Raw genomic sequence first — 23,892 nt, 5'->3', positions numbered from 1 at the left:
CACTCAAATACCATCGCTACTTCAAAGCTTGGTATGAGAGCCCAGAAGATGCTAGTGAATGCTTGCAAAAGTTTTTTGGTTGGTACAACACTGAGCATCGACACATAAATCTTGGCTTGATGACGCCTGAAACTGTTCATCAAGGTAAAGATAAGTCTGTAGCTAAGAAGAGAGCTGCGGTTCTCAAGCAAGCTTTTGAAGCCTATCCAGAAAGGTTTCCAAAGTCCGGACCTAGACTGCCAGTACCCGCTGATTCTGTGGGTATAAATGTACCGGTGGTAAGGAAGTCTATACCCGTTTTGGGGTGATTGTTATACTAAACTTTCACCCTAATTGTCTCAAACACCCTGACATATTCCGATCTGGCTTCAGAGCTGCCACTCGTCAAAAGGCTTGCTTGACTCTTCATCAAATACCACAGCATCCACATTAGAAACTAGTCGCGATAGCCAAACAACAGAGTCTAGTTCTGATGCCATTCAGATCGACGAAGCCGTCGATGTCCCTAAAAATATTGTAGGCTCGTATCTCTTCTGCTCCGACTTTGGCCAACCGAGTCAGAACCAAGCCAACTCCCTCAAGCTCAATTGTTCACTACTGGAAAAGCAAACAGGCAACCCCATCAATTTTGAGCTAGCTGGAATCACTCCCAGCTGGTCCTTCGATAAGCTCAGTAGTGAACTGCAAGATAAGTTGACAATCAAGACATTGCTTAGCGACCCTCTGTGGCATGTGGAATACATGTTCGAGAATCTAAGCCCTTCAGAAATAGTTTTAGCTCGTCAAGTGGCGATCAAACTCAATATTAGTATTGATGCCCAAGCTGTGGGACAAGCCTCTACAACCCTTTCAGAAGACCCGGCTATCTACTGGCTAGCTCTGAATGGAGGCACTCCTCCTAGCAACAGATTCATTGGTGGCTCAGAGATCATGGGAACCGTTGACTTGTCTATTTGTCGAATCTACGCAAATAATGGAGGAGTATATCCTGGTAAGGCCATCGATCTCACAGTTGCCTTTAACGAACCGGGAGGCGAATGTTTCTCAAGTCTCAATGGCGAGACTATTGAAGGCTCATCATCAGGCCTTAATTTCGATATTCTCTTGCAAGACGAGAGCCAAGCCAATCCATTACGCTGGGTTACGACCGCAAATGGAACGATTCCATCGAGAGCCATTGCTACGGGAATGCTACCTGATGGAACGCCTCTTTATAGCTGCCGCGGACTGCAAGCCGGACCCGCACCAGACAATCAACAAGGGCCCAACTCAGATGAGGGAGAACCAACTCCAGGTTACCTAATTCCTGGAGAAAGCAGCTGTCGCTATGAGTACTTTGGAGAGATCATCACAGGAAGCTTTGAAGTTCTCACGAGAGGCTAGTGCTTAGTCGATCTGAAGCCTCGCCTTGTTGGCTTTGTCACTCGCTTGTCACTTTACCCAGCCAGCACTAGTGCAAACTTAAAACTTAGACCTGTGCGGAACTTCGTGATTGCTTAATACTAACATGCAGTATCTGAACAGCAGCTGGCGTGATCCCGCTAATTCGCGAGGCCTGCCCTAGATTCTGTGGTTGGTGCATCTTAAGCTTTTCCACAACCTCACGGCTCAAGCCTGGAAGATTGTCATAGATTAAGTTCGATGGCACCTTCACCTTTTCAAGCTGCTCAGCAGACTTGATCGTGCGCTGCTCACGCTCAATGTAGCCGGCATATTTTAGTTCAATTTCAAGACGGCGCAAGACTGCATTATGATACTGCTGCAACTGCGAAACATATGGCTTCAAGTCTTGGATCGAAACTCTAGGCTTCTTGATAATAGCATCTAGCCTTGTTCCCGCATTATCTTTAGAGTCGAGGAACTCATGGGGTAGCGAAAAGCCGCCGATAGGCGCATTCTTTACATACTCTAATGCATCCTTTAGTTGATCACGGCGATTCAAAAACCTTTGGTAATCTTCGTCGTTGACAAGACCTACGGTTCTACCGATCTCTGTAAGCCTTGTGTCTGCATTGTCTTCACGCAAAAAGAGGCGATACTCAGCGCGGGAAGTGAACATACGGTAAGGCTCTTTAGTTCCTTTAGTGATAAGGTCATCAACCAAAACACCGATATAGGATTCCGAACGTTTCAATACAAGAGGCTCGTCGCCAGCGACCTTACGAGCCGCATTGATACCAGCCATCAGACCTTGAGCCCCAGCCTCCTCGTAGCCAGTGGTGCCATTGATTTGGCCGGCTAAGAATAAACCGTCCACCCGCTTGGTCTCCATATTGAAATCAAGCTCCGTGGGATCGACGAAGTCGTATTCGATCGCATAGCCAGGACGAATGATTTCGGCCTTCTCCAAACCAGGAACAGTACGGATAAACTCTAGCTGTGCATGGAGGGGTAGCGATGTTGAAAGACCGTTGGGATAAACTTCACAGGTATCGTAGCCCTGTGGTTCAAGAAATACCTGATGAGATTTCCGATCAGGGAACTTCACCACCTTGTCTTCGATAGAAGGACAGTATCTTGGCCCCACACCGACAATGTCACCACTATAAAGTGGCGATTCACTCAAGTACTTCTCGATAACTTGATGAGTCTTCTCATTGGTGTAGGTTATATGCATAGGAATCAGATCATGCTCAATAGCTTCTGTGCTAAAGCTAAATGGGATGATATCTTCATCGGAATGCTGCACCTCGCAAACATCCCAATCAATAGTTTTAGAGTCGATACGGGGCGTCGTTCCTGTTTTCAGGCGCCCAACACGAAAGCCCATATTGCGAATAAAATCTGCCAAACCTAGGGATGGAGCGTCTCCAGCTCGACCCGCCTTGATCTTATTGTCGCCAATATGAATCAACCCATTGAGAAACGTGCCACTGGTTATGATCACAGCCTCACCGTGAAATTCACCAAAGACTTTCGTTTTCACGCCGGTGATCTTAGGCTTATCACTCGCTTCCTCAACCAGAAGCCCCTCAACCGAATCTTGGCGAATGGCTAGGTTATCCGTATTCTCAAGGACATGTTTCATATAGCGACGGTAGAGATCCATATCAGCCTGGGCTCGTGACGACCAGATCGCAGGACCTTTTTTTCGGTTCAGTATTCGATATTGAATGCCCGTCTTATCAATAGCCTTGGCCATCTGGCCACCAAGTGCATCGATCTCTTTCACAAGATGCCCTTTGGCTGTGCCCCCAATCGCAGGGTTGCAAGACATGGCCGCGATCTTCTCAACAGCATGTGTGACAAGGAGTGTGCGGCGCCCGATCCGTGCCGAAGCAAGCGCTGCTTCACAGCCAGCATGGCCTCCACCGACCACAATAACGTCAAATTTTTCCATGAAGTGATCTCCGTTTTTTGAGAATCTCTTAGCAGACGCTGGGAGACCCTTGGTAGTATAAAAATCCGTCAAAAAAAACAAGTCAAACCGATTTTCGTCAATGATCTCTTGGTGAGTTTGAGCCATATAGACTTACTACCTCGATCGTATTCGTAATTTTGTTCAACGTTTTTGGTGCTTTAAGACTAGTCCTCATGAACCAAGGATTCTGCGAATTCTTGCTATTTTCAAGCCTATCCGGTATTTGTTGTCAGACGTCTAAGCACACCGATTCAGGCTCCTGGATTCGTTCGACGGACATTTAACATGAGGAAAGGGTACAGATGGCTATCTTTGAAACTTTAGCAGGTACCGGTCATGAACAAGTTGTTTTCTGCAACGACGAAGCGACCGGCCTAAAGGCTATCATTGCAATTCACGACACCACGTTAGGACCAGCATTGGGTGGTTGTCGCATGTGGGATTATGGCTCCGAGGAAGAAGCTCTTGAAGATGTCTTACGCTTATCTCGTGGCATGACCTACAAAGCAGCTGTTAGTGGCCTTTCACTTGGTGGTGGCAAGTCCGTGATCATCGGCGATCCAAAGAAACTCAAAAACGAAGCTTTTTTCCGAACTTTTGGTCGCTTCGTTGATAGTTTGAGCGGTCGGTACATCACTGCTGAAGACGTCAACATCCGTGTTAAAGATATGGAGAGTGTAGCGCTTGAAACTCCTTACGTGACTGGCATCAACTCACGAGTCGGCGGCTCTGGTGATCCCTCGCCTGTTACTGCTTGGGGTGTGTTTAACGGGATCAAAGCATCCGTGAAGCACAAGCTAGGAAAGGATTCTGTCAATGGCCTCACAGTAGCCGTTCAAGGCTGTGGTGCTGTCGGAACATTCCTAACGGAATTCCTAACGCAAGAAGGCGCGAAAGTATTCGCAGCTGACCTCAACCAAGATAAAGTCAAAAACGTAGTTGAAAGCTTCGGCGCAGAAGCGGTTGATCTCAACAAGATCCATAGCCTTCCTGTTGATGTCTACGCACCTTGTGCCCTTGGTGGCATCTTGAACGACAACACCATCCCCGAACTTCAGACTACAATCGTCTCTGGTGGTGCAAACAATCAGCTTCTTGATGAAGCTAAGCATGCTGCAATGCTAAAAGAAAAAGGCATTCTTTATGCTCCTGACTACGTAATCAACGCAGGTGGTCTCATCAACGTGTACCAAGAGCTTCAGGGTTACGATGCTGATGCCGCTCGCACAAAAGCAGCAGGTATCTTCGATACGCTTATCAACATCTACAAAGAATCTGATGAGCAGGGCATTACAACGATCCAAGCTTCCAACAAGATTGCTGAAGATCGTATTAATAGCGTTCGTAACATGAAAGACCTTCGCAACAACTTCGAAGGCCAGCTTTGGATTAATCAGTAAAATCGAAAGGCGCTGAACTTTAGCTCAGCGCCTTTTTATTTATTCGTCTCCGATTGAACTACCAGCCACCTACTTCTGATCAACGATAAACTTAATCTCACCAGGCTTTACATTGACAGACTCAATCGAGCTTAACTTTCCATCGCTATAGATTTTCACCTTATGCTCTCCAGGACGCAAGCGTAGGCGACTCACGTGAAAACTCGAAGGCAACAGGCTCCACTGCCGGGTATCGGCTGTTTCCGATACGGCACCGTAGATATTGAAGAGTAAGCCGACCAAAGGCCCGCCTTCTTTTTCAGCCTTCTGCGTCATCTGTCCTTTCAAAATGAGTCGCGCCGCAGCTTTCACCATCAGTCGCAGGCGTCGATCTTCCAAGGTGTGGGATGCGATCAAATCCATATTCTGAGACAGCTCTGCCCGCTCAAAGGGGCGGCCATCCACATCTAAGCCTGTTTTACCAAAAAAGTAATTGGGCTTGGGGCGGATGATTGGAAAGGAGAACCGCACAATTTGTTTGCCAACGGGCACGACAAACTCACTCCGGCGCTTAACAGCAATATCACCTAGCTGGTGGATCACAATCAACTCGCCAGCATTGGACGGCCGCGAGGAGCTTAGCCAGCGATATTTTTTGCGCATAGCATTAGCTTCGGAGCGACGATTCCGCTGTAGGTACAGGGCATAGAGCGACTCAACTAAGCTGCGTGGAGCATCTGTTTTAAACAGACTCTCGTAAGTGCCTTCGTAGGTTTCTAACGCCTTGCGGTAGTCAATAATCGCTGAGTCCCACTCGCCGCGGGCCTCATAGATCATTCCTGCCAGGTAACGGCCAAAGGCGTCTTCCGAGTAGCGATTCTTTTTATCATAGTTACTATTAATTTCGTTAAGGCGGGTGTTGATGCGCCTCGCTTCCACCCGGGCCTTGTCCAGCTCGCCAGTGCTTAGAAACGATAGGGCCATCATGGTGTGAATCGCGACCTTCTCATAGTCTTCCCCAGGATAGTCCTGCGCAGACTCATTAAAGAGGTAAGTTGCAGCCTCTTTGGAAACTGAAACGGTATAAAGTTCATCGACAACTTTATCTGCTTCAATCAAGAGGGCGCGAGACTCCCTATGCTCACCCAGCTTTTCAAGGATGCTTGCCTTCTCCAAAAGGTATAGCAGCCGGTTTCTGGAACTATTCTTCACGGAAGACTTTTCCAGACCCTCTAGCGCCTTCTGGTAGCGCCCCGTACGAAAATCTTGCCGAATTTCCTTGGTATCATCGGTGTATGACGAACATTGGGTGATCGCCAGCATCAGTACCAAGAAAAAAGCACCCCGAAGGATGCCTTTTAGGTGTGTCATGCTCAATTACCTCACCAGCCAGCTCCAGCGCGTTTGAAGCGCTTCTTGATGAGTTCCTTACCACTCCAAACAATTTCACTCGTTTCCAAGTTGGTAAGTGTCAAGGCGGTTTGGTAGGTAACTGTCTTAAGCCCCCCTTGAGACGCAACCTGGCTAGAAATTGCTCCACCGAGCAAGAAGTCTGCTCCGATTTGGCGACCAGCTTTTTTCTGACTATCCTTCGCCACCATCCCAGAGTTCTGGTACTTGATTTCCTTTAAGATAGCGTCGCGACGCTGGTTGTTCAAGAAACGTACTTTGCCTGAGTTGATGAGTTCATCTCGGATGAACTCGGTCAGCGCTTTAGTATCGATATGCTCGTCAGTTCGGTTTTCAACCATATCAACGATCACTACTGGCTTTTGACGTGTCTTCGTTTTATGTTCGACAATCCAGGGTTTGGACACAACCGAGGCAATAATCGTTTGGGCCGTTTTCCTAGCATCCGTTTCGTTCCACTTATCATCAACGATTTCAGCTTTTGCTGGATCGGAATAGGCTCCCTCAAAACTTGGCGCACATGAGACTTGCAAAAGAGAAAGGGTCACACCTGCTGCCAACCCACCCAAAACCTTGCGACTAATCTTCATTTTTCTGTATCTCCCTAACGTAATCGATTCTAAGAGTCTCGTGGACGACCCAAAAATGCTATTATAATTGCACAGAGTCACATGAAAAAGGAGTAAAAGATGGGATATTCCGGCTTCTGGGCCTTACTTTTGCCTCTCTTAGCCTTTGCTCATCAAAGTCATGGTAAGGAGCAGCTTCGGGGCATATTCCTCAACGGCATCGATATCTCTAGTGCCAAGCACCAAACACTTGAAAATGTAACCATCCGTATCGATGGCCAAGGCAATATTTATATTGAAGCCCCTCACTACGAAGTGAACGAAGAGAGCACTTACATTCCTCTGAGTTCTTGGAATCGTGAAGGTATGGGGCTGCCTGATCATAAACCCCGCGGTCCCCTGCCAGAAAGCACAAGGACTGTGGGCGACTCCCAGGCCTTGCCGAGACTTTCAAAGCAGGCTAGCCCTTTATCGGCTACCACCGATGCTCCAGCCCAAGACTCAGGACAACAGGCAGGTAACAATGACAAGCGAGAGCCTCAAAACCCAGTACCAACAAGTCAGAAACCAAGTCCAGCAGCTAGCCCAGCAGGTTCAAAACCACAGGGTCCAAATCCTGGCAGTCAGTAAGGTTCACTCTACCGCGAAGATTCGCGAAGCCTACGCTCTGGGCGCCCGATACTTCGGAGAAAACTATGCCCAGGAGCTTGCCAGTAAAGCGGAAGAATTGAGTGACCTCACTGATATTCGCTGGTCTTATATTGGCCATATCCAATCCAATAAGATTCGTCTCATCGTCGAGCATGCTAACGAGATTCAATCCCTAGCCAGCCTTAAGCACGGCAAACTTATTGCCAAGGCCGCGGACGAGTTTAACAAACCAAATTATCCGGTGTTCATTGCGGTTAATGCTGAAGGCGAAGCCAGCAAGAACGGAATCCCTTTGGATCAGGTGTCACCCTTTGTGACTGAACTCGAAGCCCACTGCCCATCCCTCGAAGTCCAAGGGTTGATGTGCATTCCACCACGGCACTACCAAGATAGCTTAGAAAAAGTTCCTGAGCTTTACAGAGAACTCCGCAATCTGGCTAACAAAGTAGGGCAGGGCAGGCTTTCCCTGGGAATGTCAGGGGACTTGAGAATTGCCATTGAAGCTGGCACTGACCTTGTTCGAATTGGCACCGCCATTTTTGGGGAACGACCTCAAAAAGCTCGTCAATAGGCGGGATCTCTGATAATCTCAAGTGTTTATTTTTAACCAGAGCAGAGAAGGGAATACCGTGACTCATCAGAATCCTTTACTCGACAACTACGGTCTTCCGGCCTTCGACTTGATCGAACCCAAACATGTGGTTCCCGCCGTTGAAGAGATGTTAAAACAGGCTCAAGCAGAACTTGCTGAAGTCGAAAAAAATGCTAGTCCCAGCTGGGATGCTGTCATGAGCCCACTAGAAGGGATCAGTCGCAAGATGTCTGCTGTATGGGGTCCCGTAACCCATTTAGTAGGCGTAAAAAACTCTCCAGAACTTCGTGAGGCTTACAACAAAGTTCTTCCACAGTTGGTGGATTTTAGCCTCAGGTTTGCTCAAAACGAGACGCTATTCAAAGCCACCAAAAGCATTAAAGAAGGTGCTGCTTGGCAAAAACTCGATGACGCTCAAAAGCGGATCATTGAGAAAAAACTTTTGGCTGCCAGACATCAAGGTATTGAGCTAGAAGGAAAACAACGAGAGCGGTTCAATGAGATTAGCCAACGCTTATCACAACTAGCCACTGAGTTCTCGAATAACGTGCTCGACTCCACTAACGACTTTTATCTCGTAGTGAAAGACAAAGAAGACCTTGCCGAAGTCCCACAAAACTTTAGGGATATGTGGGCTCAGACCTATAACAGTCGTAAGGCAGAAACAGACCCCGAAGCCACCGGTGAAAACGGACCTTGGGGCATTACCCTTGACTATCCAAGCTTCGATCCAGCGATGCGATTTAGCACCAACCGCGAGCTACGGTGCAAGCTGTATTTGGCTTACATTACCCGAGCCTCTGAAGGAAAATTCGACAACTCTGGGAAAATCACTGAAATTCTAAAGCTCCGCGCCGAACTATGCCAGTTGCTTGGCTATAAAACCTACGCTGAACTTAGTGTTGCCAATAAGATGGCAGGCACAGTGGAAGACGTAGATCGTTTGCTTGAAGACTTGCGAGAGTCGTCGTACGAGCCGGCTAAGAAAGAACTAGAAGAACTCTTCAAATTTGCAGCTGAGCAAGGCCTCGAAGGAGAATTCAAAAACTGGGATTTCTACTTCTACAGCGATAAACTAAAGCAGAAGTTATATAGCTACAGTGAAGAAGAAGTACGGCCTTACTTCCCCATGCCGCGCGTCTTGGATGGACTCTTCAAATTGGTAGAAAAGATCTTCCAGATCAAGGTCGAGGAAAGCCTTGACCCAGTGCCAGTATGGAACAGCGATGTCAAGTTTTACAATATATTCGACCACAAAGGTCACCAGATCGCCAGCTTCTATCTAGATCCTTATTCAAGGCCTGCAGATAAGCGCGGCGGCGCCTGGATGGACACTTGTATCGATCGCGGGTTCCACGGCAACCAGATCTTGCTTCCCGTCGCCTACCTGGTCTGCAATAGCACACCTCCAGTAGGGGATAAGCCGTCACTGATGAGCTTTCGCGAAGTGGAAACCTTATTTCACGAATTCGGCCACGGTCTCCAGCATATGCTGACCAAGGTGAACTACCTAGACGCTGCTGGTATCAATGGAGTGGAGTGGGACGCTGTTGAGCTGCCAAGTCAGTTCATGGAAAATTGGTGCTACCACAAACCAACTTTGATGAGCCTCACGTCACACGTCGAAACCGGAGAACAGCTCCCAGAAGAACTATTTGAAAAAATAAAATCTTCGAAAAACTACCAGTCGGCGACGATGATGGCTCGCCAACTGCACTTTGGAATGATCGATATCGAGCTTCACCATCGCTTTGATCCTGAAGCTGGGGACGTTTTCGCGCTGAACCAAGAGATCGCCAAGAAAGCCACACCCATGCCCGTGATTCCTGAAGACCGATTCCTTTGTTCGTTTTCCCACATCTTCGCTGGGGGCTATTCCGCAGGATACTATAGCTATAAATGGGCTGAAGTCCTAAGCGCCGACGCCTTCAGCAAGTTTGAAGAAACTGGACTCGACAATGAAGACAAGATTCAGGAAGTGGGGCTCCAGTTTCGCGACTCAGTCCTAGCGTTAGGCGGCAGCCGACATCCTATGGATGTATTTAAGGACTTTCGCGGTCGAACACCATCTGTTGAGCCCTTGCTCCGGCATAGCGGTCTCAGCTAAGCTTTAACTCAGAAGGCTTACCGAAAGGGTAAGCCCTTGATCCTAACTCGGAGGTTTGGCCTAAATGGATATTGCCATCGTTAATGGACTATTTGCTGTCGCAGAGCTTCTACTTAGTTTTGTCCAGATATTAGTGCTGGCTTCAATTGTTGTGAGCTGGGTGGGAGATCCTAGCAATCAGATCGTGCAAATGATCTACAGCATTACTGAGCCTATCTATCGCCCGATTCGCAAGCTTACCAATCGGATTCCAGGGCCTTTGGATTGGGCTCCATTTGCTGTTATAATATTGGTAATATTTTTAAGTACGGTTCTGCAAAGTTTGAAGAGAAATATGTTAATGCAGGGAGGCTTTTAATCCCTGCATGGGAGATAAGCCTTGGCGTCCAAGATCAAGTTTAGTTTTAGTATTCTTGGTATCGCTCTTGGCTTGTCAGTTTCACTGATCTATCTCTACCAAACAATGCCTGAGCGAGTCCGCCACCTTTCTCGCTCTTATGATGTGTTTAAACCCCCACCACTATCAGCACTCAGCTCTGAATTTATTTCAATTATGACTCTCGGCCACAAGCATGTGTACGACGACTTCATCAACATTTGGCTGCTACAAACCCTGATGAATGAAAATAAGCCTGCAGACCCTGATGGTATGATGAATAGCATTCGATCGGTCATTCGCCATCAACCCAAGCTGGAAACAACCTATCTTTTATCATGTATCGTGATGTTTGAGGACTTTAAGAAACCAGAGCATTGCCAGGAGATCATATTGGAAGGCCTCAAAGCCTTTCCCCAAAGCTGGCGACTACCCATTACTCAAGGTTATGTTCACGCCTTTCTACTCAAGGAACCAGCCCAAGCAGCCTCCTTTTTCCTGATGGCATCCAGTCGCCAGAAAGCTCCCCCTTGGGTTAAAAGAGTCGTGGATAAGCTACTGGCGAAGGACAACATCAGCGAAGACGATTTGAGTCGCAGTATCCACTTGCTTGAGCAAAGCTCCCAGTCCAAGTCGTTCAACAATATCATTGAGCAAATGCGTCAACTGGCTCAGTAGCTGCAAAGCCTGCAAGGAGTGCTTATGGATTCAACGCCAATTCTAGAAATTAGAAATCTTAAGAAGGTTTTTGATCACGACCTGCTTAAGAAGAAGCAGGTAGCCATCGACAATCTAAACTGTCACTTCCCCACTGGGCAATGCACTGGTTTCATGGGTCATAACGGGGCCGGGAAAACAACAACGATCAAGGCTATCTTTGGTCTTTTAAAACCTGACAGTGGCGATGTGCTCTTCAAAGGCCGACCTTTGAACTTAGAAGATAAGCGTTCCATCGGCTACATGCCCGAAACCAATAAACTCCCTGCCAACTTAAACTGTCAGGAGATCTTGATGCATCACCTCAAGATCTTTAAGCCCAAAGGCACTGCAAAAAGAGATTATCGGCATATGGTGGAAGAGAAGCTGAAAGAGGTCGAACTATGGGACCACCGAACCAAACGAGTCAGCAAGTTATCTAAGGGTATGGGGCGCCGCCTATCCTGGGCTCAGGCTACCATTCACAATCCAGAGCTTGTGATCCTCGACGAACCTTTCTCCGGCCTAGATCCCTTGGGTCGGATGATGATGTCAAAGCTCATCAACTATCTTAGGGACGATAAGAAAACCATCATTCTTTGCACCCACGAGTTATGGACTGTCAACGAAGTCTGCGACGAGCTACACATCTTGAAAAAAGGCCGCCTAGCATACTCCAGCCTTAACCCAATTCAAGGCCAAGTTCCAAAACCCCTCATGAATTACCAGATTGTCACCTCTGGCATTAGCCCGAGCAAGCTGAAGGACCTTCAGGGGCAAAGCCTTCCAGAGTGGGACTACATAAATGAGCAGGATTATTTGATCAAACTAGGCTTTGGAGAATATAGCGACGCCATCCTTTGGCTCAAAGCCCTACTCGAAGAGTCTGTGGTAGTCATGGACTTTTCCAAGCACAAGGGTTTCGAGGAGGAGGAGTTGCTTGTCCACTTTGAAGGAGAAAAATCCGCATGACTATCGTTCCAGTAATCTCCGAGACTTTCTTAAGGCTTCGACGGGATCGAATTTTCTTACCCGCATTAGTTGTTGGGACCGCTTTATTGCTCCTCTCTGGGCTGGCTAGCTATTGGGGAGTGGAAGAGTTTTTTAAGATCCTCTATGACCTGGGGACCACCGCCTTTCACCTGACTGGCGCCATGGTTGCGATTTTCTGGGGAACGAAGCTTATTAGCGACTCGCGGCAAGAAGGCTCACTAGAAGTCCAGCTCGCCTCGCCATTGGGTCGAAGCCAGTGGCTGGTGGGAAAATTTTTGGGGCTCGCGTCAACCCTAATCCTATTAGCCCTGGCGTTCCTGATCGGCTGGCAGTTGGTTTACTTCGGCTATGGTATGGGTTGGATGGGCTGGAAGTCGGTTGCCATTTTCTCCATTCTCACCCTCTCTTGGCTCACCATGGGTGCTGTCGCAATCTTGTTTTCTAGCATGTCGTCCTACGCGGTGGCTTTGTTTTCATCAGTCTGGCTTTTGATCTGTGGGCTCCTAGCAGCTCCGATCATGCAGTCCATGTCTCCAGAAACTCCCGAAGCCGTTCGAAAAGTAGTCGAGGTCTTTGCCGGCATTTGGAATCTGCACTACTTCAACCTCTATGAATACGGCAATAGCGCCGAGGCTATTGCCTGGGGCACAGCCCTAGCTCGGCTGGGCTATGGAGTGGCATTGATCGGGATGTTTTTGAGTTTGGCTGCCTTTGCCTTCAACCGGCGGGATCTTGTGGGCTTGTGAAGCTGGTAAGCCCCAGTTATTTAATAACGTTCCATTGCTTTGTACCCGATCCACCAAAGATTTAGCTTGACCTCTCAACTACGTCATATTATCAATACCTTTTGAGAGGAGTGTGGCTATGTATCTGGACATCCCTGAGTCCGTTAGAAAAAAAGAACGGCAAAAAGCAAAAGATTTAAAAAAATCAAGGTGGTGGCAGAATTTAATCCAAGATACCGAGTGCTATTATTGCCAGACTCCCATCCAACGGGCACAAGTCACAATGGACCATATTGTCCCCATCAGCCGTGGCGGCAAGAGCACTCGTGGAAACTTAGTTCCATGCTGCAAAACCTGCAACGTCCAGAAACGTTCGCTAACGGCTGTAGAATGGACTGAATACCTCAACCAAGAGCTTAGCGGCACTGCTCCATCAAGTACGCAATCAGAAGCAGGAACAGAATAAGCTGGGCATAGTGAGCCCAAGATATTTTATTCTGGTGTGAAGGCTTCGATTTTCGACCCAGCGTCTCTCGCTGTGGCCTTGCCTTTTTTGCCTTATGACGGCGATCACCAATGTTGATAACATTCTTTGGCGGTTGGGAATCCGACATCCCCTAGTCTCCCCGATAGTCAAACGCTTAGCCTCTATACTAGACCAATCCTTTTGATTGGTATAGCTCGTCTAGCGACTTCGCAAGGGAATTCGGTTCCCCAAAGGCTGAGGGGGGCGATTGTTCTTGCCCTGGGCTAGGGTCAGCTGGTCTATCTGATGCCCCGAGAGTTGAATCGCTGATTGAAATATCACCCAAGTCACACCTTCCTGGCAAGGAGGGGTGGTCATGGAACCCGAATAGCGGAAGTAACGTCGCTTCTTAGGCAACAGATTACGAATGTCAAAGCCGACCAGGATTTTCTTACTTCCCTCTTTCCTCGGGATCTTCGCCTTAATAACATCAAATGCGGGTAGACGACTTCCTTCCCAAACCAAGATGCTAACAGCCAGGATCTCTCCCCTTTCATTACGATGAATCAGCTGGATCTCACCATCGTGGGGCTCACCCTTGATACGATGTTCCGAAGGGGTATGAAATCTGATCTCATCCAAAAAATATGTCTGCTCTTCAAACCGAACCCGGATCAAGTCTACCGGCTTGGCCCGAACAATTTGATTTTGCAGCATGATTTCCAGCCCGGTGGGATCGTAGTCGAATTCCAGGTAGCGAAGCTCAGGAGATGCGATGGTACGTCCAATGTCGATCGGAGATTGAAAAGCCCCCAAATTGCAAGCCTGGTAGCTAGAATCTAAGTCTGACCACCGCTTCGGACCATTTGAGCCAGTGTACGACCATTTCGATTTTTTTTTTCGTCTCGGGCAGGCTCATGACGGCGATCTTGGCTGGCATGATCGTCGGCTCGGATCACTTCACCGTCGCCGTCTTCGTGGTCGTCATTGTGTTCTGCTGGCTTGGACTCTTCGTGGGGAGGGCTACTCGTAGGCGTTTCATCGGCCCTAATTTCGCCATAGGGGCCGCTGTCATGACTAGTCTTACCAGATGGCTTGACGCTCATGATCAACGCAATGATGCCAGCGAATAGCAGCACGCTAAAGACGATCGACAATGCCCAAGCAGAGCTTTGGGACAGACCTTTAGACATGAAAGCACCTCAAATCGATTGAGATCCTATTATAACTCTTTTTGCTACGCCACGGCTACAGGGAAAGGTCATCGAGCCATTGAAGCAGTCGCACTTGCGAGGGCAGCGGTTCCTGCAAAACCCTCAACTCAGCCCCTAACCGAGCTAAGTCCTCCTGCTCGTCCACATCTGCCAAAGGCTCAAGCATCTCGACATCAGCGATTGATTGAAGTTCAGCACACAGCAGCTGCCCTGTGTCGGGGTGGCTGTAAGGGACACGAGTCCACACATCCGATGGTATTGGTTTTGATCCCAAGAGAAGATAAAAGCCCCCATCTTCTGCTGGTCCCATGACAAAGTTTCCGCCTCGGGCTAGTTCCAATGCGTTTGCAAAAACTTCAGGGCAAATCTGAGGCGCGTCTGCACCTAGAAGAGCTGCAAACCTGTGGTTCTTAAGCAGAGCCTGGTAAACGTAGTCAAGACGTTCTCCCAAACTACCTTGCCCTTGCCCCATAGCTTCTAATCCAGCCCAATGCTCAAAGGCTACTTCCCCCTCGGCCACCGACCAATAGCCCTTCACCCCAGGGCTTTGCTCTAAAACACTCTGCACTGCAGCACAGCTAAGCCGATAAAAGTCATGGGCGTGGGCTTCACCGACACCTTTAGCAAGCCGAGTTTTAAGAGGAGTGTTACCAATCGTCTTAACAAAGACAGCAGCACCACATGTATGCTTACTCAAACTAAACCTTCCATTGATTCTTTGCGAGTTCTAGCAGCTCTGGCTTGGCTTGCTTGCCGGTAAGGTAGAGGTGATTCAAAGTGGTCTTCAGCCAGCCTTGTTTTTCATATTTTCGAGAGCTGGTTTGAATATTTGCACCCAAAGGTTTCACAGCAATGCCTTGATGGTGGCACTTCCACACAAAGAGGTGGTCTTCGCCAAAGGCAGCCGATTCATCAAATCCACCCAGCCCCAAGAACTTCTTACGATCGATCAAAAAACCTTGATCGCCAAATGGGATTTTTAGAAAATGAGATCGCACATAAACCCCAATTTCGTTGACCATCATCTGCCAAAGTTGATCACGATCGAACTTCAAATCTAGGAAGTAGAGGCCATCAAGAGGATTCTGAGTCTTCTCAAAGACCTTCTTTAAAGACTCCGCATCAAGTTTAGAATCACCATGTAGGAACCAAAGGGTTTGGCCAATAGCAGCTCGCGCGCCTCGATTGAGCTGCTGCGCCCTGCCTTTGGCAGAGGATACCAAACGCCACCTAGATTTTTGAGCCTCAGCATAGAGCCTTCGATCCTCATCTCCAGCACAATCTGCAGTCGCGAGAATGATTTCACAACTAGCATCCGGTTTCAGATGCTCCTGTAAAGAAGTCCAACTACGATCTCCAGGGGCCACTGGAATAACAATCGAAAGCTTCATTTGACGTCTCCTAGCAACAGCCAGCACTGGCTTCGATATTAGCCTTATAGTCTTGACCTTTAGTCTCTTTCGGGTCCCGTTTAAGGACTCCTCCCGTGCAAGGAAACGGCTTCGCGTCTGAAGCAGGAACCTCGTTCAAGGGCTTGATGGCCTCGAAGTAGTCTTTGTAGGGAGCCTTACTAAAAATTTCAAAGGTCTTACGGCAAACAGCAACTCGCTCACCACGAACGAATTCATGACCGTCGTCATCTCTGACAGAGCTGAACGGCCCTTTATAAACTAAGGCCTCATGATGATCCCAGCAATCGCCTTCTTTGCCTTTATAAGCAACGACGGTCATCGAGCGAAACTCAATGCCTTCCACAGTTTGCCAAGGCTGCTCGTCTCGCTTTAGAATTTCGACCCCATAGAATCCAGCTGCTTCGAATGCCTTCAAAAATTCTGCTTCTTGAAAAGCCCCTGAAATACAGCCACTCCAAAGGGTGGGATCATCCTGCATCGCCTGAGGAACATACTCATCAGAGACAATATCGCTGATTACCGCACGCCCACCACGCTTGAGTACCCGAAAAATTTCTGAGAAAAGCTTACCTTTTTCTTCGGTCGCAACCAGATTCAAAACGCAATTGCTTACCACAACATCAATAGAGTCATTCTTGATCATCGGATTTTTCTGCCGCTGATCTTCCATAAAGGCTTCTAGTTCAGCCAGGCCAGCACCGTCTTTAATAGGATTTTCTTTGAGGTATGATTCCACTTGACCACGATCTAACTTAAGATCCTGAATCTTACCTTTTTTAAAGTCGATATTCTGATAGCCAATTTTTTCAGCTACCTGCGGTGCAGTAGACCTTGCAAGCTCTAACATATCGTCGTTCATGTCTACACCGATCACACGACCAGCTTCACCAACAACTTGGGAGGCAATAAAGCAAATTTTTCCCCCACCACTGCCCAGATCAAGAACTGTTTCGCCCGCCTTAACGTAGGCAGATGGATCACCACAGCCATAGTCCCGGTCGATCACTTCTTGAGGGATAACTTTTAGATATTCGGCATTATATTCTACAGGGCAACATAGGGCTGCCTCTTGAGCTTTCGCTGCTCCACTGTACCGATCAACAACGGCTCGATCTACATTGAGCCCACTCGACTGTGTCATATTTCCTCCATAGTGCCGGCCAAGGGTTCATCCATTTTAGGCAAAACTTAGCAAATCATACTGGGCAAGGATATCCAATTCGCGCCTCACAGGCCGCACCTATTCCCGATGACTCACTCGCCAACCTTACACTCGAAACAATTACGGAACAACGCAGCAACAGTTACGGTTTGGCGCCAAGATTTCATTCACCTATAGCTTTATAGTTTGATTATTCCCCTTGATCCTATAAGATTTACCGTTTCTAGGACGATCGCCAACTCGATCATTTAGACGAAATTTGAGGACCCGTTTCTATATTGACGGACAGAAGAGGTTTTCATGGGACAAAATATGTTAGATAGTTTCAAAGCTCATAAGACACTCGATGTAGATGGTAAATCTTACCACTACTTCAGCCTTCCCGATGCCGCGGAGAATGGCGTGGGGAATATCGATACACTGCCGCTTTCGTTGAAAGTCTTGCTTGAAAACTTGCTTCGTCACGAGGACGGGTCAGTGGTCGTAGCAAAGGATGTGAAAGCAGTGGGGGAGTGGCTTAAGACTCAATCTTCTACCCACGAAATCGCTTATCACCCTGCCCGCGTTCTGATGCAAGACTTCACTGGAGTCCCTGGTGTGGTTGACCTGGCAGCAATGCGCCAGGCTATGCAAGACTTGGGAGGTGACCCCAAGAAGATCAACCCACTGTCACCTGTCGATCTTGTCATTGACCACTCTGTAATGGTAGATCACTTCGGAAGTCCTGATGCTTTCCGTTCCAATGTTGACCTAGAGTTCGAGCGCAACGCTGAGCGTTACGAGTTTCTCAAATGGGCACAGAACTCCTTTGACAATTTCCGTGTTGTTCCTCCAGGAACCGGAATTTGCCACCAAGTAAACCTCGAATACCTTGCCAAAGTTATCTGGCACCGTGAGATCGACGGTGAGACCTGGGCTTATCCCGATACCCTCGTTGGAACCGATAGCCACACCACCATGATCAACGGCCTCGCCGTGCTAGGATGGGGTGTCGGTGGCATCGAGGCCGAAGCTGCAATGCTCAGCCAGCCTGTATCGATGCTGATTCCTGAAGTCATCGGCTGTAAACTCAGCGGTGTTCTTAAGGAAGGCGTAACCGCGACAGACCTTGTTCTTACAGTGGTTGAGCGACTTCGACAAAAAGGTGTGGTCGGTAAGTTCGTCGAGTTCTTCGGCAACGGTCTCGACACACTCGATCTGGCCAACCGAGCAACGATAGCAAACATGGCCCCTGAATATGGTGCCACTTGTGGCTTCTTCCCCATAGATGATGAAGCTATCCGCTACCTTAAATTCACTGGTCGTGATGATCATCAAGTGAATCTTGTGGAAGCATATGCCAAAGCTCAAGGCATGTGGCGCAATCCAGCCATTGAACCTGTTTACACCGATGTTGTTGAAATTGAGCTTGAGAAAATAGAGCCAAGCATCTCTGGACCGAAACGACCTCAAGATAGGATTGCTCTCAGCGAGGCCGATAACAAGTTCCGGCAGCTCCTAAACGATGTCTATTCATTTGATCAAGCGGAAGCCGATCGTGAAGCCCCAGTTGAAGGCGAAGATTACACACTTCAGCACGGTCATGTTGCGATCGCAGCCATCACGAGCTGCACCAATACATCCAACCCATCCGTTCTTCTTGGGGCTGGCCTGCTAGCGAAGAAAGCCGTGGAAAAAGGCCTCAAGGTAAAGCCTTGGGTCAAGACCTCGTTGGCTCCCGGCTCTCAGGTAGTTACAGACTACCTAGAGAAGGCAGGCTTGCAAGACTTCTTAGATCGTCTCGGTTTCAACCTAGTCGGCTACGGTTGCACCACCTGTATCGGTAACTCTGGTGGCCTTGAGTCTCATGTTTCTAAAGCGGTGAATGAGCACGATATGGTGGTTTGTTCAGTTCTTTCTGGAAACCGTAACTTTGAGGGTCGCATTGGGCAGGACCTCCGCGCCAACTACCTTGCATCGCCGCCCCTGGTTGTAGCTTATGCTCTAGCTGGTAGCCTGCATGTGAACCTCACGTCAGACTCTCTTGGCGAGGATCACAACGGTGACCCTGTCTACCTCAAAGACATCTGGCCAAGCGATAGTGAAATTAAAGACGCTCTCGAAGCTTCGCTCACTCCAGAAATGTTCAAAGAGCGCTATGCGGACGTTTTCCTTGGCCCGCAGCAATGGCAAGACACCAAGGCTGGCGACGGCTTCACCTTCGATTGGAATCCCGATAGCACCTACGTGCGTCACCCCACGTTCTTCGAAAGCATGGAGCAGGAAGCTGCTGGGCAAGATGATATCATCGAAGCGCGACCCCTAGCGATCCTTGGTGACAGCGTCACCACCGATCATATTTCTCCTGCTGGAGCCATTAAGAAAGATAGCCCCGCTGGTAAGTACCTCACCGATCACGATGTTGAGCAAAAGGATTTCAATTCCTACGGTTCACGTCGCGGCAACCATGAAGTGATGATGCGAGGCACCTTCGCCAACATTCGTATTAAGAATGAGATGGTTCCCGGTGTGGAAGGCGGCTATACCGTGTACATCCCAACTGGTGAGCAGATGTCTATCTACGATGCGTCCATGCGCTACCAAGCAGAGGGTACGCCTCTGGTCGTCGTTGGTGGTAAAGAATATGGAACAGGATCGTCTCGTGACTGGGCTGCAAAGGGTACCAACCTTCTTGGGGTGAGAGCTGTGATTGTGGAAAGCTTCGAGCGAATCCACCGTTCAAACCTTATTGGAATGGGCGTCTTACCACTGCAATTCACAGGCAAAGATACTCGCAAAAGCCTCAAGCTGACCGGCAAAGAAACCTTCGACATCAAAGGAGTTTCAAGCCTAAAACCTAGACAAAAAGTTGATTGCAAGATCACCTATGAAAACGGCAAGACGAAGTCAGTCAAGCTTCTTTGCCGTCTCGATACTGCTGATGAGTTGAGCTACTTCAACAACGGCGGCATCCTTCATTACGTACTTCGCAAGCTTAACGACTAGCCAATATACAAAGGAGGGGCTTCCGAAGGGGGGCCCTTTTTCCATCCATGCCCATCAAAATTCTTCACGAAACTGAACATTGGCTTGCTGTCGATAAACCCGCAGAGATTTCGGTGCACAACGATCCGGGGAAAGACTTGCTCAGCCTGATGAAACAGGGCTACGGCTATGATTGCACGGCTGTCAATCGCCTTGACCTGGGTACCAGCGGCATTGTGCTATTAGCTCGCAGCAAGGAAGCCGCTCAGAAGCTAGGAGAGCTCCTAGCATCAAGAGAAGCTCAAAAGTACTACAATGCCATTTGCTCAGGTCAACCAAAGCCTACTGGAAAGACCAGCGCGGATGGTTGGAACATTTGGGATCTAAGCCTCAGCAAAAAAGCTGAAGGTCGCAAAAATCCTCGCGGTTTAAGCAGGGATCGAGTGCCTTGTGTTACCCACTGGCAACTGGTGGAGTCATCTGGAAAACTGAGCCAGCTATTGATTCGCCTAGAAACCGGGCGGAAGCATCAAATTCGTCGTCATGCAGCTCTTGCTAAGTGTCCCTTAGTTGGCGATGGGCGATATGGTAGTAAAGTGCAGGGGGATCGTTTGGGTTTGCATAGTTGCCGAGTTTTGTTTGTTGATCCGTTTTCTGGTGAGGATGTTGATGTTGTTTGTGAGGCTCCTGTGGAGTTTGCATTATAGTCTATGCTTGGTCGCTTTGTTCAAACGTCGAGTTACAGGCGATCTAAATAGCTAGCATAATATAGAGGCCACACCAGTTCTGACTCTGAACTACCGCCCGCGGCACCAACCAGCTTAATTGTCTTTTTAGGCTGGTACTTATCGCGATAAACCATCAGACTTTTTGCGCGTGTTCTTTTTCCACTCTTTACTTCGACGGGAACGATCGAGCCATCGTCAACTTTTAGCAGAAACTCAATCTCTGATTGCCCTTGACTCCAAAAGTATGTGTGATTACCAAAAATCCGGACCAATTCGTTTTGAACAAAATTTTCCGCAACAAATCCTTTTTCAATAAACTTCTGTGCAATCTGTTCCTGATAGCCGATCTCAAGAATGTGCCCCAGAATACCGAGATCAAAAAAATAGAGCTTAAACATATTTTCCTTAATCAACGACTTCAGTGGCGACCGTGGTGCAGAATCCACAAGAAAAGATTTGCTGATGAGCTTAGTTTTGCAAAGCCAATCGATCGGAGTCGAAAGCTCCAAGTAACGCTTCTTGTGGGGGATAACATCTTTAAACACGAATCTTTTGACAGAATTGTCTAAGGTTTTCGCCAGTTGAACAGGAACATTATTGAAGACCCTTTCAATATGCATCGAATCCACGTGCCCTGAGTATTTACCAAAGTCTCGATAATATCCCTGCACTAGATCACTGTGGACTTGGCTTACAGCTTCAACCCGACTGTTAATTCCAGCATCAGCATGACCAAACCAGCTAGCTACAGCCTCGGGCATGCCACCAACATAAAAGTAATCAAGAAGGTATTTCCAAAGCTTTGTATGCGCTGCCATCAGGCGTGATTGCTCACGATATGCTCGAAGAGCTTGTGTATCGCCACTAGCCATAAGGAACTCCTCGAAGCTCATGGGCCAAATATTCAGAACCTTGACCTTGCCTACTGGAAAAGACTGCAACAAACCAATGTTTGATCCACTGGCACATAGATATAGCGGCGTTTCATAGTCTGCAAAGTATTTCAAGGAATCCACAGCCCCTTGGCATTCGCCAATCTCGTCGAAAAAAATGAGATCATTTGCCAAGTCAAAGTCCTCACCAACATGGAGCATCAGATTATCGAGAACTCTTCCCGGCTCTAGAGACTCTGAAAAGTATTCATGAAGCTGCTTATTCTCTCGAAAATCAAAGCTGTGGACTTTTCTGAAGCTAGGGGCGAAGAGCTTCTCTACCAGCCATGTTTTTCCTGTCTGCCTTGCACCGTCTATTAATATAGGCTTTCTTGCGTCACTGTTCTTCCAGTCCTCCAAGGACCTAATATCTAGTCTTTCCAACGAATTACCACTTTTATCCGTATTTAAAAATCTAAGTATAGCACTTTTCCCGTTGAAAAAGTGCTATGAAACCAATTTTTTAGTCGATAAAAGTGCTTAGACCTTGAAAAGATGAGAGATTTTCTATCTGGAGAGACTTTGATGGCTCGCATACGCTCATTGGAGACCCTGGCTCAATGGCATCAAAGTGAGCCACGTTCTGGGGCGTATTTATGGCTAGTCTTGTTGCTTGAGGGCAACGTGATCTACTCGGCCCTAAAAAGGACCGAGCTTCCAATACTAGGCGGCTTTCGCCGATTTTTTCTTCTTTTTTGACACTTCGCTGCCACCTGCACGACTCACTTTCGCTTGCTACGTCTTAGGTGTGGCTCCACGCCCATTGCCCGCAAGAAAGCCCCAAGAAATCTCGAGGCATTCCAACTGCATTTTTAAGGCTGCATGCGTATATTGTCGCTAGATCTACATTCTGCTGGAACGCTGCTTGTAGGGTAGATACGGGCAACGCTCCTATTTTGCGGAAGATAGACATATCCATCATCGAACCTATAGATGAAAGGTCTAGAAGCAAATTGACAGTCCTGGGTAACTTGAGTCCCATATCGAGCGAGCTTCTCCTCGATTTCAATTGTCACGGCAAAGTCTCTTGCGACCTGAGCCTTCGAATTTAAGATATATGCGCTAGCACTTTCTCTATCAAACAACATCGTTCCATTGCTTAACTTTGCATTCTTAACAGAACACCTTCTGCTTTTAACGACATCATAGCTAAAGAAGTTATACAGCGTCTTAGCAGAGTTTATATAAACGACGCCTTCTTCAAACTGATACCTGAACGGTAGCTGTGCCCACTGACAGGTTTGATCAATCTCCATACCATTTTCTGCGATGATATCCATTGTGTTTTGGTCAAGAGTTTGACCTGTCCCCATTTGAATATCAAGGTCTTCAAGCGACATTAGTGCGCCGTCTTTTACTTCTCCGCTGTAAGTTGCATTCAAGCCATAAAATGCTACTTCTAAGTACTGAGGAATAATTGAAAAAATTCGAACACACTTTTGGCTATCTGTCTCGTTCTTATACTGGAACCCAAATCCGTTCTCACGATGGTAAGAAACGGTGATCGCGTTGCCATTTTTATTCTTCGCACTTGCATTGTAAGATTGCTGTTTGTTTCATAACGTCAGCAAAATCATTTGAGAAAACAAGTAGTCGTTGGCCTGAAGTAGCCATTGCATCAGCCTTATAGCTCAGTATGTTTTCGGTATTCTCTACAGACGCATTAGACCCACAGCTGCTCAATCTCTCGAATTCGAATTCAACCAATGAAGGTTTCGAATAGAATTGAGCCGTCTCACTACCAACCCGAAACCAAAGAGCCATATCCATATCTAACTTGATGCTCTGCCCTGGCTCTACCTTCAGAGGCGAGGAGTAGAAAAATCCAGACTTTCCGTTGTTATAAAGTGCCTTACGAGGGCTCGAAGCATCACTATTGACATAAGGCAGTTCAGTAACTTCCCACTCTGGACCTTGTTGAGAAGTTAACAAGTCTTCAGTTGAGATTGTGTAGCTCTCGGCGCTACCACCAATTGCGCTATCACCACAGTCTATCAAGTTGGTTTCTGAATACTGACCATCCAAGTATTTGTAGCACTTTTCTTGTTCCAAACTGTAGACATTGTGCTGTCCGGGCTCGTTCGACACACATTGAATAAGAATTTAAGATAGGTTTCTGTGACATTATCGTTGTAACCACCTGTAATCACTTGTG

The 23,892-nt window shown here is 47.8% G+C and carries 24 protein-coding genes; 13 read left to right on the top strand and 11 right to left on the bottom strand.

Annotation, left to right across the window (positions count from 1 at the left end):
* Positions 1-308, top strand: a 308-nt coding sequence (locus B9N89_RS32530; RefSeq protein ID WP_143478128.1) for an integrase core domain-containing protein, incomplete at its 5' end; no start/stop codon positions are given.
* Between the two features lie 85 nt (positions 309-393).
* The gene (locus tag B9N89_RS30165; RefSeq protein ID WP_132326175.1) at positions 394-1,383 is read left to right on the top strand and encodes a DM9 repeat-containing protein; all 990 of its coding nucleotides are present in this window, start codon (positions 394-396) and stop codon (positions 1,381-1,383) included.
* 85 nt (positions 1,384-1,468) lie between these two features.
* Here B9N89_RS30165 and mnmG read toward each other — a convergent pair whose 3' ends face one another.
* The gene (gene mnmG / locus B9N89_RS30160) at positions 1,469-3,340 is read right to left on the bottom strand and encodes a tRNA uridine-5-carboxymethylaminomethyl(34) synthesis enzyme MnmG (RefSeq protein ID WP_132326173.1); all 1,872 of its coding nucleotides are present in this window, start codon (positions 3,338-3,340) and stop codon (positions 1,469-1,471) included.
* Positions 3,341-3,663: 323 nt separating this feature from the next.
* On the opposite strand from mnmG, the gene B9N89_RS30155 reads away from it, so the two are divergent.
* Complete coding sequence (locus B9N89_RS30155; RefSeq protein WP_132326171.1) at positions 3,664-4,761, top strand: Glu/Leu/Phe/Val family dehydrogenase; 1,098 nt, start codon at positions 3,664-3,666, stop codon at positions 4,759-4,761.
* Positions 4,762-4,830: 69 nt separating this feature from the next.
* On the opposite strand, the gene B9N89_RS30150 is transcribed toward B9N89_RS30155, so the two are convergent.
* Together B9N89_RS30150 and lpoB are read right to left on the bottom strand one after the other, a co-directional pair.
* Complete coding sequence (locus B9N89_RS30150; RefSeq protein WP_132326169.1) at positions 4,831-6,111, bottom strand: COG3014 family protein; 1,281 nt, start codon at positions 6,109-6,111, stop codon at positions 4,831-4,833.
* Between the two features lie 11 nt (positions 6,112-6,122).
* Complete coding sequence (lpoB, locus tag B9N89_RS30145; RefSeq protein WP_132326167.1) at positions 6,123-6,740, bottom strand: penicillin-binding protein activator LpoB; 618 nt, start codon at positions 6,738-6,740, stop codon at positions 6,123-6,125.
* A 99-nt stretch (positions 6,741-6,839) separates the two neighbouring features.
* On the opposite strand from lpoB, the gene B9N89_RS31630 reads away from it, so the two are divergent.
* From B9N89_RS31630 to B9N89_RS30105, 8 genes are all read left to right on the top strand, one after another.
* Complete coding sequence (locus tag B9N89_RS31630) at positions 6,840-7,349, top strand: hypothetical protein (protein WP_159455744.1); 510 nt, start codon at positions 6,840-6,842, stop codon at positions 7,347-7,349.
* Complete coding sequence (locus tag B9N89_RS30135; protein ID WP_159455743.1) at positions 7,243-7,941, top strand: YggS family pyridoxal phosphate-dependent enzyme; 699 nt, start codon at positions 7,243-7,245, stop codon at positions 7,939-7,941. The genes B9N89_RS31630 and B9N89_RS30135 overlap by 107 nt, the downstream gene beginning before the upstream one ends.
* A 58-nt stretch (positions 7,942-7,999) precedes the next feature.
* On the top strand, positions 8,000-10,069 hold the full coding sequence (locus B9N89_RS30130; protein ID WP_200820821.1) for a M3 family metallopeptidase: 2,070 nt from the start codon (positions 8,000-8,002) through the stop codon (positions 10,067-10,069).
* A gap of 64 nt (positions 10,070-10,133) precedes the next feature.
* Positions 10,134-10,427 (top strand): YggT family protein, encoded by a 294-nt coding sequence (locus B9N89_RS30125; RefSeq protein WP_132326163.1) that lies wholly within the window; start codon positions 10,134-10,136, stop codon positions 10,425-10,427.
* Between the two features lie 21 nt (positions 10,428-10,448).
* On the top strand, positions 10,449-11,123 hold the full coding sequence (locus B9N89_RS30120) for a hypothetical protein (RefSeq protein WP_132326161.1): 675 nt from the start codon (positions 10,449-10,451) through the stop codon (positions 11,121-11,123).
* A gap of 24 nt (positions 11,124-11,147) precedes the next feature.
* On the top strand, positions 11,148-12,113 hold the full coding sequence (locus B9N89_RS30115; protein ID WP_132326159.1) for an ABC transporter ATP-binding protein: 966 nt from the start codon (positions 11,148-11,150) through the stop codon (positions 12,111-12,113).
* Positions 12,110-12,880, top strand: coding sequence for an ABC transporter permease subunit (locus B9N89_RS30110; protein ID WP_132326157.1), 771 nt, complete (start codon positions 12,110-12,112; stop codon positions 12,878-12,880). The genes B9N89_RS30115 and B9N89_RS30110 overlap by 4 nt, the downstream gene beginning before the upstream one ends.
* Positions 12,881-12,998: 118 nt before the next feature.
* On the top strand, positions 12,999-13,325 hold the full coding sequence (locus tag B9N89_RS30105) for an HNH endonuclease (RefSeq protein WP_132326155.1): 327 nt from the start codon (positions 12,999-13,001) through the stop codon (positions 13,323-13,325).
* Between the two features lie 219 nt (positions 13,326-13,544).
* Here B9N89_RS30105 and B9N89_RS30100 read toward each other — a convergent pair whose 3' ends face one another.
* The 5 genes from B9N89_RS30100 to B9N89_RS30080 are packed head-to-tail and all read right to left on the bottom strand — an operon-like array spanning position 13,545 to position 17,092.
* Positions 13,545-14,141, bottom strand: a complete 597-nt coding sequence (locus tag B9N89_RS30100) for a carbonic anhydrase family protein (protein WP_132326153.1) — start codon at positions 14,139-14,141, stop codon at positions 13,545-13,547.
* A 23-nt stretch (positions 14,142-14,164) separates the two neighbouring features.
* Complete coding sequence (locus tag B9N89_RS30095; RefSeq protein ID WP_132326151.1) at positions 14,165-14,518, bottom strand: hypothetical protein; 354 nt, start codon at positions 14,516-14,518, stop codon at positions 14,165-14,167.
* Positions 14,519-14,573: 55 nt separating this feature from the next.
* Complete coding sequence (locus B9N89_RS30090) at positions 14,574-15,236, bottom strand: TIGR04282 family arsenosugar biosynthesis glycosyltransferase (protein ID WP_132326149.1); 663 nt, start codon at positions 15,234-15,236, stop codon at positions 14,574-14,576.
* A 1-nt stretch (position 15,237) separates the two neighbouring features.
* Positions 15,238-15,930 carry a glycosyltransferase gene (locus B9N89_RS30085; RefSeq protein ID WP_132326147.1) on the bottom strand — a complete coding sequence of 231 codons (693 nt, stop codon included), beginning with the start codon at positions 15,928-15,930 and terminating at the stop codon, positions 15,238-15,240.
* A 10-nt stretch (positions 15,931-15,940) separates the two neighbouring features.
* The gene (locus B9N89_RS30080; RefSeq protein ID WP_132326145.1) at positions 15,941-17,092 is read right to left on the bottom strand and encodes a methyltransferase domain-containing protein; all 1,152 of its coding nucleotides are present in this window, start codon (positions 17,090-17,092) and stop codon (positions 15,941-15,943) included.
* 321 nt (positions 17,093-17,413) lie between these two features.
* On the opposite strand from B9N89_RS30080, the gene acnA reads away from it, so the two are divergent.
* Together acnA and B9N89_RS30070 are read left to right on the top strand one after the other, a co-directional pair.
* A complete protein-coding gene (gene acnA, locus B9N89_RS30075) occupies positions 17,414-20,098 on the top strand; it encodes an aconitate hydratase AcnA (protein WP_132326143.1) in 2,685 nt (894 codons plus the stop codon).
* Positions 20,099-20,145: 47 nt separating this feature from the next.
* Positions 20,146-20,784, top strand: coding sequence for an RluA family pseudouridine synthase (locus B9N89_RS30070; protein WP_132326141.1), 639 nt, complete (start codon positions 20,146-20,148; stop codon positions 20,782-20,784).
* A 32-nt stretch (positions 20,785-20,816) separates the two neighbouring features.
* Here B9N89_RS30070 and B9N89_RS30065 read toward each other — a convergent pair whose 3' ends face one another.
* The 3 genes from B9N89_RS30065 to B9N89_RS30055 all read right to left on the bottom strand — a co-directional run bounded on the left by B9N89_RS30065 (position 20,817) and on the right by B9N89_RS30055 (position 23,762).
* A complete protein-coding gene (locus B9N89_RS30065; RefSeq protein ID WP_234996204.1) occupies positions 20,817-22,097 on the bottom strand; it encodes an ATP-binding protein in 1,281 nt (426 codons plus the stop codon).
* A 452-nt stretch (positions 22,098-22,549) separates the two neighbouring features.
* The gene (locus B9N89_RS30060) at positions 22,550-23,077 is read right to left on the bottom strand and encodes a hypothetical protein (RefSeq protein WP_132326137.1); all 528 of its coding nucleotides are present in this window, start codon (positions 23,075-23,077) and stop codon (positions 22,550-22,552) included.
* A gap of 178 nt (positions 23,078-23,255) precedes the next feature.
* Positions 23,256-23,762: a hypothetical protein gene (locus tag B9N89_RS30055; protein WP_207912401.1), complete on the bottom strand. Its 507-nt coding sequence runs from the start codon at positions 23,760-23,762 to the stop codon at positions 23,256-23,258.
* Positions 23,763-23,892 lie beyond the last annotated feature (130 nt).

This window comes from Pseudobacteriovorax antillogorgiicola (assembly GCF_900177345.1).
In the GTDB taxonomy this organism is placed as follows: domain Bacteria; phylum Bdellovibrionota_B; class Oligoflexia; order Oligoflexales; family Oligoflexaceae; genus Pseudobacteriovorax; species Pseudobacteriovorax antillogorgiicola.
Note: the sequence above shows the minus strand (reverse complement) of the source record. Positions and strands in the feature narration are given on the sequence as shown.

What these genes read in the sequence shown, in the direction of transcription:
- mnmG (WP_132326173.1), bottom strand. Translation starts at nt 3,340, where the DNA reads ATGGAAAAATTTGACGTTATTGTGGTCGGTGGAGGCCATGCTGGCTGT.
- B9N89_RS30155 (WP_132326171.1), top strand. Translation starts at nt 3,664, where the DNA reads ATGGCTATCTTTGAAACTTTAGCAGGTACCGGTCATGAACAAGTTGTT.
- B9N89_RS30150 (WP_132326169.1), bottom strand. Translation starts at nt 6,111, where the DNA reads ATGACACACCTAAAAGGCATCCTTCGGGGTGCTTTTTTCTTGGTACTG.
- lpoB (WP_132326167.1), bottom strand. Translation starts at nt 6,740, where the DNA reads ATGAAGATTAGTCGCAAGGTTTTGGGTGGGTTGGCAGCAGGTGTGACC.
- B9N89_RS31630 (WP_159455744.1), top strand. Translation starts at nt 6,840, where the DNA reads ATGGGATATTCCGGCTTCTGGGCCTTACTTTTGCCTCTCTTAGCCTTT.
- B9N89_RS30135 (WP_159455743.1), top strand. Translation starts at nt 7,243, where the DNA reads ATGACAAGCGAGAGCCTCAAAACCCAGTACCAACAAGTCAGAAACCAA.
- B9N89_RS30125 (WP_132326163.1), top strand. Translation starts at nt 10,134, where the DNA reads ATGGATATTGCCATCGTTAATGGACTATTTGCTGTCGCAGAGCTTCTA.
- B9N89_RS30115 (WP_132326159.1), top strand. Translation starts at nt 11,148, where the DNA reads ATGGATTCAACGCCAATTCTAGAAATTAGAAATCTTAAGAAGGTTTTT.
- B9N89_RS30110 (WP_132326157.1), top strand. Translation starts at nt 12,110, where the DNA reads ATGACTATCGTTCCAGTAATCTCCGAGACTTTCTTAAGGCTTCGACGG.
- B9N89_RS30105 (WP_132326155.1), top strand. Translation starts at nt 12,999, where the DNA reads ATGTATCTGGACATCCCTGAGTCCGTTAGAAAAAAAGAACGGCAAAAA.
- B9N89_RS30095 (WP_132326151.1), bottom strand. Translation starts at nt 14,518, where the DNA reads ATGTCTAAAGGTCTGTCCCAAAGCTCTGCTTGGGCATTGTCGATCGTC.
- B9N89_RS30085 (WP_132326147.1), bottom strand. Translation starts at nt 15,930, where the DNA reads ATGAAGCTTTCGATTGTTATTCCAGTGGCCCCTGGAGATCGTAGTTGG.
- B9N89_RS30080 (WP_132326145.1), bottom strand. Translation starts at nt 17,092, where the DNA reads ATGACACAGTCGAGTGGGCTCAATGTAGATCGAGCCGTTGTTGATCGG.
- acnA (WP_132326143.1), top strand. Translation starts at nt 17,414, where the DNA reads ATGGGACAAAATATGTTAGATAGTTTCAAAGCTCATAAGACACTCGAT.
- B9N89_RS30070 (WP_132326141.1), top strand. Translation starts at nt 20,146, where the DNA reads ATGCCCATCAAAATTCTTCACGAAACTGAACATTGGCTTGCTGTCGAT.
- B9N89_RS30060 (WP_132326137.1), bottom strand. Translation starts at nt 23,077, where the DNA reads ATGTCGCTTGAAGACCTTGATATTCAAATGGGGACAGGTCAAACTCTT.